Origin of the sequence: Winogradskyella sp. MH6 (assembly GCF_022810765.1) — a bacterium.
Lineage (GTDB): Bacteria > Bacteroidota > Bacteroidia > Flavobacteriales > Flavobacteriaceae > Winogradskyella.
Genome location: NZ_CP094494.1, coordinates 3,372,581 through 3,384,835 on the forward strand (window position 1 = coordinate 3,372,581; position 12,255 = coordinate 3,384,835).

12 protein-coding genes are annotated in these 12,255 nt (G+C 33.0%); 3 read left to right on the forward strand and 9 right to left on the reverse strand.

Annotation, left to right across the window (positions count from 1 at the left end):
- Positions 1 to 4: 4 nt before the first annotated feature.
- The 3 genes from MST30_RS15140 to tilS form a co-directional block, all read right to left on the reverse strand.
- A complete protein-coding gene (locus MST30_RS15140) occupies positions 5 to 1,888 on the reverse strand; it encodes a CocE/NonD family hydrolase (protein ID WP_243472251.1) in 1,884 nt (627 codons plus the stop codon).
- A gap of 68 nt (positions 1,889 to 1,956) precedes the next feature.
- Complete coding sequence (gene ade, locus MST30_RS15145) at positions 1,957 to 3,585, reverse strand: adenine deaminase (protein ID WP_243472252.1); 1,629 nt, start codon at positions 3,583 to 3,585, stop codon at positions 1,957 to 1,959.
- A gap of 38 nt (positions 3,586 to 3,623) precedes the next feature.
- Complete coding sequence (tilS, locus tag MST30_RS15150) at positions 3,624 to 4,940, reverse strand: tRNA lysidine(34) synthetase TilS (RefSeq protein ID WP_243472253.1); 1,317 nt, start codon at positions 4,938 to 4,940, stop codon at positions 3,624 to 3,626.
- Positions 4,941 to 5,053: 113 nt separating this feature from the next.
- Between tilS and MST30_RS15155 the strand changes: the two genes are divergently transcribed.
- On the forward strand, positions 5,054 to 5,743 hold the full coding sequence (locus tag MST30_RS15155; RefSeq protein WP_243472254.1) for a hypothetical protein: 690 nt from the start codon (positions 5,054 to 5,056) through the stop codon (positions 5,741 to 5,743).
- Positions 5,744 to 5,841: 98 nt separating this feature from the next.
- Here the strand turns inward: MST30_RS15155 and MST30_RS15160 are convergent, their stop codons facing one another.
- The gene (locus MST30_RS15160; protein ID WP_243473886.1) at positions 5,842 to 7,134 is read right to left on the reverse strand and encodes an anthranilate synthase component I family protein; all 1,293 of its coding nucleotides are present in this window, start codon (positions 7,132 to 7,134) and stop codon (positions 5,842 to 5,844) included.
- Between the two features lie 83 nt (positions 7,135 to 7,217).
- Here MST30_RS15160 and MST30_RS15165 point away from each other — a divergent pair, with 83 nt between their 5' ends.
- Both MST30_RS15165 and MST30_RS15170 read left to right on the forward strand, forming a co-directional pair.
- The gene (locus MST30_RS15165; RefSeq protein WP_243472255.1) at positions 7,218 to 8,108 is read left to right on the forward strand and encodes an aldose 1-epimerase family protein; all 891 of its coding nucleotides are present in this window, start codon (positions 7,218 to 7,220) and stop codon (positions 8,106 to 8,108) included.
- Between the two features lie 40 nt (positions 8,109 to 8,148).
- Positions 8,149 to 9,504 carry a DEAD/DEAH box helicase gene (locus tag MST30_RS15170; protein ID WP_243472256.1) on the forward strand — a complete coding sequence of 452 codons (1,356 nt, stop codon included), beginning with the start codon at positions 8,149 to 8,151 and terminating at the stop codon, positions 9,502 to 9,504.
- A gap of 99 nt (positions 9,505 to 9,603) precedes the next feature.
- Here the strand turns inward: MST30_RS15170 and MST30_RS15175 are convergent, their stop codons facing one another.
- The 5 genes from MST30_RS15175 to MST30_RS15195 all read right to left on the reverse strand — a co-directional run bounded on the left by MST30_RS15175 (position 9,604) and on the right by MST30_RS15195 (position 12,213).
- Complete coding sequence (locus MST30_RS15175) at positions 9,604 to 10,437, reverse strand: mechanosensitive ion channel family protein (RefSeq protein ID WP_243472257.1); 834 nt, start codon at positions 10,435 to 10,437, stop codon at positions 9,604 to 9,606.
- Between the two features lie 36 nt (positions 10,438 to 10,473).
- Positions 10,474 to 10,647: a hypothetical protein gene (locus MST30_RS15180; protein ID WP_243472258.1), complete on the reverse strand. Its 174-nt coding sequence runs from the start codon at positions 10,645 to 10,647 to the stop codon at positions 10,474 to 10,476.
- Positions 10,631 to 11,224 (reverse strand): RNA polymerase sigma factor, encoded by a 594-nt coding sequence (locus tag MST30_RS15185; RefSeq protein WP_243472259.1) that lies wholly within the window; start codon positions 11,222 to 11,224, stop codon positions 10,631 to 10,633. The genes MST30_RS15180 and MST30_RS15185 overlap by 17 nt, the downstream gene beginning before the upstream one ends.
- 91 nt (positions 11,225 to 11,315) lie before the next feature.
- On the reverse strand, positions 11,316 to 11,720 hold the full coding sequence (locus MST30_RS15190) for a DUF2721 domain-containing protein (RefSeq protein WP_243472260.1): 405 nt from the start codon (positions 11,718 to 11,720) through the stop codon (positions 11,316 to 11,318).
- A gap of 94 nt (positions 11,721 to 11,814) precedes the next feature.
- The gene (locus MST30_RS15195; protein ID WP_243472261.1) at positions 11,815 to 12,213 is read right to left on the reverse strand and encodes a MotA/TolQ/ExbB proton channel family protein; all 399 of its coding nucleotides are present in this window, start codon (positions 12,211 to 12,213) and stop codon (positions 11,815 to 11,817) included.
- Positions 12,214 to 12,255 lie beyond the last annotated feature (42 nt).

The window sequence follows — 12,255 nt, forward strand, 5'->3', positions numbered from 1 at the left end:
CTGTTTATCTCAAAACTGTAAACTCAATAGACGAGTCGTTAAATACCCTGTGTGTCTGCGCTTTAAAGTCTGATTCTTTGGCTTTAAAAATATTATCTACATACGTCTGAGGATTAGCATCTATATAAGGAAAAAATGTACTCTGTACTTGCACCTGAATCTTATGTCCTTTTTTAAACGTGTGAAATACATCTTGCAACTTAATGTTTACTGACGTTTTTTGATTTGGCACAAAAGGTTCAGGTTTTTCCATACTATTTCTAAAACGACCACGCAGCACTTCGCTACGTACCATCATATGGTAATTACTCAACTTTAAATGATCTTGCACATCATCTGTATTTTCTGTATCTGCCGGAAACACATCGATTACTTTTACAATCCAATCGGCTGCAGTTCCTGTAGTTGATACGTTTAGTTTCGCTAAAATATCACCAGCTAAAGTGATATCATTTTCTAAAACTTCGGTTTCAAAGGTTAATACATCTGGACGTCTCGATGCAAAACGCTGATCGTCTGTCATGAATTTTCGCGGTGTGAATCCAACTTTAATATCTTCAGTGTAAGGCACTGGCTTTTTAGGGTCACTTATAAAATCTGACGTCGCTATATTTCTTGTAGCACGTTGCGTTAAACGCTCGTAAGGTTGTAAAAAGTAACTTTCTTTAGCTGTGTTTTTTGGTGGCCAACTTTCAAAAGATTGCCATGATTTTGTACCTGTATTAAACATTTGTGCTTCTGGCAATCCTGTTTTGCCATCACCTTCACCTTTTAAGAAATGATTAAAGAATTTAGTTTCAATTTCCTTTTGAAAATAGTCTGAAATACTATCTCCAAAGTGAATATTACCCACAACCTGTCTTTCAGAACTTCTTGCCCAATCACCATGACTCCAAGGGCCAAAAACTACGGTGTTGTAATTATCACTATTCTTTTCAATGTTTTTGTAGGTATTGAAAGGACCATATAAATCTTCGGCATCAAAGAAACCGCCAACAACCATCGTTGCTGGTTTTATATCTTTTAAATGCTGAATAATACCTCTAGGTTTCCAGAAATCATCATACGTGACATGTGTTTTTATCTGTTCCATAAACACATTGGTACTGTCGTAAAATTTATTCAATTTGCTCAAAGGCATGTTATCTAAGAAAAACTGATGCTGATCTTCTGTTCCAATGTCTGGGAATTCGTACCAAGATGCTGTTGTTGGTGTATCTTTCATATATCCAAACACCGACGTCGCTCTCCAATAGCTCAATAAAAAGGCTCCGTTATGAATAAAATCGTCGAAAAAGAAATCGCCAATACACGCTTGTGGAGATGCTGCTTTTAAAGCTGGATGCGCATCTAACAGTGAATACGTCGTGTAAAATCCTGGGTACGAAATACCATACGTACCAACCTTGCCATTGTTGTTTTCAACATTATTGATTAACCATTCTATGGTATCGTAAGTATCACTTGCTTCATCAGTTTCTTTTCCTGTTTTATTCGGAATATAAGCTCGCATATTATCATAAACTCCTTCACTATTCCAACGCCCACGAACATCTTGATACACCATGATGTTTCCTTCTTCCATTAAATATTTATTTGGTCCTATCTTACTCCTGTATTCATCTTCTCCATAAGGTCTACAACTGTATGGTGTACGCATCATTAACATAGGATACGTTTTAGTGGTGTCTTTTGGAGAATATATGGTTGTATGTAGCTTAATACCATCTCTCATGGTAATCATGACCTCTTTTTTAGTGTAATTATCCTTGACAAAAGTATCTTCAACTTTAGCTGTTTCAGGATTTTCGAGAGCTTGATGTTTTTCGTCTTTGCAATTAACTAAAGCGATACATAGTAGTAAAATGAGCGTAAAATTCTTAATCATAATAGGGTTAACTTTTTTGAAAGGTTTAAAGATAATCTTTAAAATTATATAAAAGTTTGAAGACAATGTTAAGATGGAATGTACGCCAAATCCGTAAACTCAAACTTCCCTCCATCAAACAGACCTTTATCACTGAGTTTTAAAGAAGGAATCACCAACAATGCCATAAAGGACAAACTCATATAAGGTGCGTGAAGCTTAGAACCTAATTGTTTTGCCATTTTATCTAATTCAGAATACTGTTTCCCTATAGTTTCAGCATCTTTATCGCTCATGATACCAGCAACAGGAAGTGCAACTACTTTTTGTTCTGTATTACTCACCGCACAAATTCCTCCTTCATTTTCAATAATAAGATTAACTGCTTTGCAAATAGCTTCGTCAGATACCCCAACTGCAATAATATTATGCGAATCGTGACCAACAGAACTTGCAATTGCCCCTTCTTTAAGTCCAAAATTCTTTATAAATGCCATCGCTGGTTTATTATTTTGGTAACGGTTAACGACTGTCATTTTTAAGATATCGTTTTCTGTGTTAGACACTAAATTGCCATCTTTAATAGTAGCATCTTCAATAATTTGATTGGTGACCAATTCTCCATCTAGACATTCAATAACTCTAATTTTGGTTGTACTAGCTTCAACTCTAAAATCTTCAACTAATTTTTTGCTGGTATTGAAGTTGTTTAGATTTTCAAAATTGACGTGTTGTATTTTAGATTCGCCATTATCGTAAACCAATTCTCCATTTATATAGGTTTGAAGGGTTTTAAAGTCGGTTAAATCTTCAACCAATATACAATCTGCTGTATCTCCAACTTGTAACAAACCAACATCTAAATTGTAATGCTTAACAGGATTAACACAAGCTACTTGAAGGACTTTAAAAATGTCATTGCCCTTATCTACTGCTCTTGCACAAAGCTGATTAATATGTCCTACCAACAAATCATCTGGATGTTTATCATCACTACAAAACATCATGTTTTGGTAATGCTCATCTAATAAACCAATCAAGGCTTCAAAATTTTTAGCAGCACTACCTTCTCTGATGATAACTTTCATGCCTTTTTGAAGTTTCTCTAAACCTTCTTCATAGGTGAAACACTCATGATCGGTGGAAATTCCTGTAGAGATATATTTGGTTAAATCCTCACCTCTTAAACCTGGTGCATGCCCATCAATAGGTTTATTGTAATGTTTTGCCCATTCAATTTTCTTAAGCACTTCAGCATCGTCGTAAATGACTCCTGGATAATTCATCATTTCCGCCAAATACTTAATATCTGGATTTGCCATTAAGGTTTTTATGTCATCGGAATCTATAACAGCTCCAGCAGACTCAAAACTAGTGGCTGGTACACAACTTGGTGCTCCAAAATTGAATTTAAAAGGCGTTTGTTTGCCGTTTTCTATCATAAACTCCACTCCTTTTACTCCGAGCACATTGGCTATTTCGTGTGGATCGGAAACTGTGGCTACTGTACCATGTTTTACAGCTACTTTTGCAAACTCGCTTGGCACTAACATACTGCTTTCTATGTGAATATGTGCATCTACAAAACCTGGTAATATATAGAGGCTTTCTTCGCAGTCGTTTTCTTTAATAGCTTTGATTTTACCATTCTCTATAGTGATTTCTCCTTTGTAGATGCTACGGTTTTGTATGTCTACTATGTTTCCTTTTAATGTCATATTAGAAATGGATTCCTACCTACGCAGGAATGACAATATTATTTTAATTCAATTTTTAAAATTTGATTTGTTTGGTCTGTAACCTTAAAACGTTCATCTGCTCTTCTCCCAACAACCCAAACTATTTTATTTTCTGATGTTAAAACCCAAGTGCTCTCTTTTTCAATGGGAGTTAACTTTTCATCTTTTAAGTATTTGCTCACTTTCTTTTTGCCTTTCATACCAATAGGATAAAAAACATCGCCAGTTTCCCATGGTCTAAGTTCTAAAGGATAGTTTAGTTTTTCTGCATCTACGTAAATTGTAGTTTTAGATTTGTCCATTAGAGCCTCTGCTTCATTAAAAAACAAAATACCAATGGGTGTTTTTATAGAGCGATTTTCTTTTGTAATTAATAGAGATTCTTCGCTTTGCTCTGAATGACATAATTCAGATAAAATCAAAAAATCGCGATGCTTGGTGAGCTTATACGTGTTTGAAGTTATGTATTTACCTGTTTCGGCATCTAGTAAACCTTCAACATCATTCCATTCATTAAAACCACATTCTTTAAAAGCTTCAAACAAAAAGGCTTTAGGGTTATTTTGTTTTTTAAATTCTGAAACTGCATAGGTTATCGTATTTCCTTCTTCTTTTAATATTGCTTTACTTAGAAAATCTTTTATACTTTGGTTGACTATAGCTTCCGTCTCCTTTAGGTTTGATAAGGTATTCTGAAAGCTATCCAAAACATTAGGATTGATTTCCTTTAGAATTGGAATCACTTCATGCCTTAATTTATTCCTAAGGTATTTTCTTGATGAATTACTACTATCTTCTCTCCAGGCTATGTTTTCACTTTTAGCGTATGCTTCTATTGTTTCTCTAGAAAATGACAATAATGGCCTAGCAATATTTCCATTCAGTTCCGGAATTCCTGTTAAACCATTAAGTCCAGTTCCTCTGGTGAAATTGATTAAAAATGTTTCAAGGTTATCATCTGCGTGATGTGCGGTAAGGATGTAATCGAATTTTAATTGTTGTGCTAATTCTGAAAACCAATCGTATCGTAATTCGCGAGCAGCCATTTGAATAGAACATTTGTTTTCTTCAGCATAGGCTTCAGTATCAAAATTCTGAACAAACACTTCAACATTCAACTGCTCTCCTAAGTCTAAAACAAAATCTTCGTCAGCATCACTTTCATTTCCCCTTAAATTAAAATTACAATGTGCTAAAGCAAAATCAAAATTCAATTTATGACATAGCTGCGCCAATACCACACTGTCTATTCCACCAGAAATAGCAATGACTAAACGAGAATTTTTCAGAAAAGGAAATTGTTCCTCAATATGGTTTTTAAAAGCAGTTAACATAGCGTAAAGATACGATAATGTACTACTCTTACAATTAGTTAAAAATGATAAAAATCATATCGAAATTGTTCCTTTATTGGTAACTTTAAAGAAGTAATTTAAAAACTATGGTTATGAGCACAATAAAAGAACTTTCAGCAAAATCTGCACAAACTACTTTTGATAAAAAAGTGCTAACCGCAGTACAGCATTTGCATCCATATGTAAAACACAGAATTTACATAGCAGAATCTACAGGCATTTTACCAAAAAACATGTATTCATCTAACGGTATAATTGACGAATGTATCATTACACTTTACAGCAATGGTTTTAATATAGAAGCTGAATATTCAGCAGTTAGACTTGAGCTTTTTAAACTCGTGGATAATTATATGAACGAACTTTTTAAGAAAGAAGTTTTTCATAAAAACACCATTAGCACAGACGACATTAGACGACATGAAATCGCTAAACTTGGCGAAGAATACACCGTTGACGCTGACTTAGATTTAATCTTAAATACTGAGCTTAATGACATTTCTTACAGACAAGAAATGGATAATGAGCTGTACTTATATGAAGATAAAGAAACTTCTATTTTAAATGCTTTTGAAGTTAAAGATTTGTCCACCAAAGAGTCTCCTAAAGTCTTTGGTCGCTTTTACAGTTGGCTACCAATTAATATTTCTAATATTATTGATTTGTATATTTTCGGTAATTTAGAATTTGAGGACATCGCCAAAATAAAGAACATTACAACGTCTAGAATTGAGTTTATTTTTGATCGTGTTAAAAAGAGCTTTAGATCGCATATTGAATAGATTTTTTAGACCTATTAGATAATTAGATATTTGGATTTGTTAGATACGATTACCATTAGAAAGAGTCTAAAGATCTAAGTATCTAACCGTCTAAATATCTAATTTTCCAAAACCTCTCGCATGGCTTTGGCTTTTACCAAACATTCCTCGTATTCTTTAAGCGGATTGCTCTTTGCTGTAATGGCACTACCAACTGAATAAGACACATATTTCTTGGTCTCATTATAAAGAATACTTCGTATTATGACGTTAAAGTCAAAGTCGTTTTTTGGTGTAAAATAACCAACTGCACCAGAATATAATCCACGTTTGGTCTCCTCTAAATCTTCAATAATTTTCATCGCTGAGATTTTTGGTGCTCCTGTCATACTTCCCATAGGAAACGTAGTTTTTATAATATCTACAGGATGAATATCTTCTGAAACTTTAGAAGTTACCGTTGAAATCATTTGATGTACTTGTAAAAAGGAATACACTTTACACAATTCTTCCACCTGTACACTTCCCTTTGTTGCTGTATGAGACAAATCATTTCTAACCAAGTCTACAATCATAATGTTCTCACTACGCTCTTTTGGGTCGCTGGCTAAATTTTCAGCTAATCTGAGATCTTCTTTTTCATTTTTAGAACGCTTGGCTGTACCTTTTATAGGCTGCGAAATGACCTTATCATCTTCTTTTTTGATATAACGCTCTGGCGAAGCAGACAAAAGGTACTTATCAAAAGACTTAAATAAGGTTGCAAAAGGTGGTTTAGAGATTTGATTTAATTTGTTGTAAACTTCTAATGGATTTATAACGCTATTTTCTGCATAGAACTCCTGACAAAAATTAGCTTCATAAATATCTCCTCTATGAATACGCGCTAACATTGTGTTGACTTTCTCAAAGTATTCGTCCTTGTGAATTCTGAGTTTTATCTTAATCGGATGTTTAGATTCTTGGATGTTTAGATTACCAGATTGTTCTATTGCTAATAAATCACTTTCAATCTCATCATCAACTAGGTTTAAATACTGAAATTCTGCAATATTACCTTTAATTAAAATCAGTTTTTTTGGTTGAAAAAAATACAAATCCGGAAATCCTAAACCATCAAAATTTTTAGACTCTAAGTCTTCAATTGAATTCTTTAAATCATACGTTAAGTAACCAAAAATCCAGTCTTTAGTAGTTTTTTGATATTCCTTTAAACGCTCAAAAGCGTCTATGTAGTCTGTTTGCAAACTTGTGAAAGCATCAACAGCCAAAACAGCATCATAATTACTGTATTGGTCTTTATAATCATTAGAGTCTAACCAAACAACATCATCAAACTGCTGTGCCCAACACAACAACTGTTGTTTAAAAACTTTAGGATTTTTTATTGTTTGATTATGTGATGTTCTCAACGGAGTAAAATAATTTTGTAAAAATAATGAGAATACATTTTCTAGCGTAGAAGAATTGTATCTTTCAATAAAAAATAAAAACCATGCCATTTTTAGAAAACGACCTACTTAAAATTGAAATAAAGTCTAAAGGAGCCGAGCTATGTAGTATACGTTCCTTAAAAAATAATACCGAGTTTATTTGGGAAGCAAACCCAGATGTTTGGGGAAGTCATGCTCCAAATCTGTTTCCAATTATTGGAGCCATGAAAGAGAACAGTTATATCTATAACGGCAAAAAGTATAACATGCCAAAACATGGTTTTGTAAGGCACAACAAAGATTTTGAAGTGATTTCTAATTCAAATTCTGAAGTTACATTTCAACTAAACTCAAATGATGAGCTAAGAGCAATTTATCCTTTTGAGTTTGAGTTTTTAATCACTTACGAGCTTAATGACAATGAACTTTTAATACACCATACTGTAAAAAACACAGATTCTAAGACCATGTATTTTTCTCTTGGAGGACATCCTGCGTTTGCATGTCCTTTGTTTAAAGATGAATCTTATACCGATTATTTTTTAGAGTTTGAAAAACAAGAAACCAGCAGATCATATTTGCTTAATATGGCAACAGGATTGGTCTCGGATAAAACAAAACCTGTTTTTGACAGTCCCAACACTATAAATTTACATGGAGATCTTTTTAATGAAGATGCATTGATTTTTAAAGATTTAAAATCGAGACAAGTGGCATTAAAACACAAAGCAAAAGGTGAAATTCTTAATGTTAAATTTGAAGGTTTTCCTTTTTTGGGCATTTGGGCAAAACCTAATGCACCTTACGTTTGTATTGAGCCTTGGATTGGCATCGCTGATTCAGAAAGTACCAATCAACAACTAAAAGATAAGGAAGGTATTGTGACTTTAGAACCCAAAAAATTATTCAAAGCAACGTATAGTATAACGCTTAATCGCAATTTGTTAAACTGATATAGATTATTAATAGTAGCTTTGCACAAAATCTATGGCTGTGACTTTTCAAGATTTAAATCTAAATACTCCTTTATACAATGCTATTGAAGACTTAGGATTTACAACTCCTACTCCAATACAATCTGAAGCATTTAATGTTGTAGCTTCTGGTAAAGATGTGGTTGGTATAGCGCAAACTGGTACTGGTAAGACCTTTGCGTATATGCTACCTATTTTGCGTCATCTTAAATACTCAAGACAAGACAATCCAAGAGTTTTAGTTTTGGTACCAACACGCGAGCTCGTTGTACAGGTTGTAAGCGAAATAGAAAAAATGTCTAAATACATTAATAACCGTGTTTTAGGTGTTTATGGAGGTACTAATATCAATACGCAAAAACAAGCTGTTGCACAAGGTTTAGATATTATTGTGGCTACACCAGGACGTTTATACGACCTTGCAGTTAGCCGAGTTTTACAGCTTAAATCTATTCAAAAATTAGTGATAGATGAGGTTGATGTGATGCTAGATTTAGGATTTAGACATCAATTAATGAACATCTTTGATATTCTTCCAGAGCGCAGACAAAACATTATGTTCTCTGCAACGATGACAGCAGATGTTGATGAGTTGATAACAGATTTTTTTATTAATCCTACTAAAATTCAAATTGCAGTCTCTGGTACTCCGCTAGAAAATATTAAACAAGAACGTTACAATGTTCCTAATTTTTATACAAAAGTTAATTTACTAGAATACCTATTAAGTGATAAAGATGAGTTTTCTAAAGTTTTAATCTTTGTAGCCTACAAGAAAATGGCAGACCGATTGTTTGATAAATTAGAAGAGCTTTTTCCTGGTCAAAGCTGTGTTATTCACTCTAACAAAACACAGAATTATAGACTTAGAAGTATAGAACAGTTTAGTGAAGGCGAGCACAGATTATTGGTAGCCACAGATGTTATGGCAAGAGGATTAGATATTGATGATGTTACACACGTTATCAATTTTGACACACCAGATTATCCTGAAAACTATATGCACCGAATCGGTAGAACTGGTCGTGCAGAAAAACAAGGTTATGCGCTATTATTCTCTACCGAAAAAGAGCAAGAAGCCAGAGAACGTATTGAAGCTTTAATGCAACTAGAGATTGAAACTAAGGACATACCAAATGTTGTAGAAATCTCAACTGAACTTATTGAAGAAGAGCGACCTCAAATTAGAGAACGCAATAATCCCACAAAGCGTAGTACTGAAGATATACCTGGTCCTGCATTTCACGAAAAGAAGGAGAAGAACAAAAAGGTAAATTTAGGTGGTTCTTACAGACGCGAAATTTCTAAAAAGTACAAGAAGCCTAAAACACGAGGTGATAAAAATTATAACAAGCGTAACAAAAAGAAACGCTGATAAAAAAAGAAAACCTCTTCAAAAATTGAAGAGGTTTTCTATATACGTCAAGTACCGCAGGACCGCATTTTATATGAAATAAAATCTATAACCCTAACCTTATAGTTGATCCTGCACTTGTACTTGATTATCCATTAAATCGTTTATTGGTACTATTAACCTACCTTTTGAACCTTTTAATATCACTGATATACTTCTAACTTCATCTACTGTATAACTTTCGTTATTAAAAACTATTTTCTGCCCAACTTCAAACATTTTTCTTGCATAAAATGTATGCATAAGCTTAGATACAACACCTTTTGCTCCAAGACCAAATGCAATTGTAAAAGCCAAAAGAAAAGCTCCCAAAATCATGGTAATGTTGCTTGTAATTATTGTAGTATCTATACCTGCTTGATTTAGAGCTGTAATTGAAATAAATATTAACAATAAAAAGAAAACTATATGGCTAATCATTTTGCCTCCAGATAAATCCATAGATTCAAAAAATGATTTCAATCCATTTTTTACAAAATTGGCAAACAACAAACCCAATGTAAAAATGATTAAGGCTGCAAATAGCTGTGGTAAATATGATAACAATTCACTTATCTGATTGGAGATTATCTCTAATCCTAAAACATCAGACATCATTATTACCAGAATGATATACATCACCCATTTTACGAATTTTGACACAATCTTAATCGTATCAAAATTCAACTTTTTGCCTTCTATGATTTCAATATCATTCAGACTGTCGTCTAATTTATTAGCCTTAGCTAATTTTAAAACTTTCCTTACAGCCTTTACAACAAGTTTTGTCACTATCCACCCTATAATTAAAATAGCTAGTGCAGCTAAAGCTTTAACTAAAAACGCCGAAACTTCTGGCCACATAGAAGATAATGACTGCATTGCCGAATTTTTAAAATCTGTTACTTTTTCCATACTTATAGTATAATGTTAGGGTTACTATATATTTAATTATTTTTTTCTGTTCTTACTTACAGTATCTATGATATAGCCTAAATTATACGAAAACAGTTCGGCTAATTCCATGAGCAATTTTGCCATAGCAATGTCGCTCATAACTTTGCTCTTTAGCTCTGCTGGTACCTCTTTTAAAGGCTGGTTTATTTGCTTAAATGGATTCTCCATCTTTCGTATAATTATCGTACTTATGTACGAGTTTTTCTTTTGCTCTTTTTAATCGCATTTTAACTGCGCTTTCCCCTATATCTAAAGCTTCTGATAATTCTTTAATTGTTAAGTTATCTTCATACTTTAGCAACAATATCATTTTTTCTTCAGGTGAAATCAACTCCATTACGCCTTTTAACTTATCTACTCGCATATTTTCAAACTCACGAGCAGAATCAATTTCCTCACCTATATTTTGTATATCAATACTTTCTGAACTTACAGATTGTTTTTCGAACTTTTTTGCTGTATTTCTGGTTACATAATTTACACAATGATTATATGTAAACGCATATAGCCAAGTTGAAAATTTAGACTTCCCTTTAAAGCTAGCTAATTTAACAAAGACTCTCAAAAACACGTCTTGAGTTAGGTCTTTAGCTTCATCGACTCCATTTGCAAACCCGTAGCATTTATTATATACCATAGTGGCATATCTATCATAAAGCACCTCGAACAACATAGTGTCGTTGGTTTTTACGATTGCTTCCACAAGCGCTTCATCGGTTAGGCTATGAATTGCGTCTTCAGTCAATTTTGGTTGAAAATTCTATTTTAACTTGATTGGTTATACGTTTAAGACACAAAGCTTCTTAACAAGTCACAAAAATTTTAAAAAAAATTTTTTACTCATTAATTTGATCTTCCATATCTCTAAGATGGTGCTCTAGAGCTAATGTTGAAATTTGAATTTCTCTTATTAAAAATGCCAAAGAAAAAATAAGTAGTAACAATGCAAAACCAAAAATCCAAATAGCAGCATTGTGTTGATCTATATAAATTAAAAACATAGTTAAGACACATAGCAAAAGACTAGAAATACCTAAAATTTGCATCCATCGTGTAAGATTTAACCTTAGTTTTAAGTTATTAATCTGCCGCATTAACACAGCTTCCTTACGTTCTAAATATTTATCACTAAGATTTCTAATAATTGCCGCATAAGCTAAAAAGCGATTTGTGTATGCTAACATGATTAGAGAAATTGCAGAGAATAAAAGTGCCGGAGTTGTAAGCGTAAGTTCTTCCATATAAAAAACTTTTTACAAAATTACTGAATTTAATTTCTAGGCATAAAAAAAGCGAACTTAATAAGTTCGCTAGTATATAATTACTCTTCTAAGATTACTCTTTGTTTTGCAGCAACCATCTTAATATTAGAATACCTATTCTTGCAATTATAAAGGTAAACAAACCAAATGTTGCTGTTAATAATGATACTTTAAGTCCACCTGCAAAAATAGCCGGATTTGGATCTCCTAAGGCTTCTACAGAATCAAAAGCTGTAATCAATCCGATTACGGAGGCAAAAAAACCAATAACCAAACCCAATAGACTACTGTCTACGGTAAGATTGAGCATTTTACGAGCTTTCTTAGAATCTTTTTTTAGATTAATAAAACCTATTGTAAGTAAAGCTAGAGAAAGCAATAAGCAGATTAAGATGAGCGACATAAAAAGCGGTCCTCCTTCGTAAAAACGATCTGCGAATTGAACTGTTAAAGATAAAATTGTTGATTGCATAGTGTGTAAATTTAATTATAGTTTTAAAACTGTTTGTTTTTT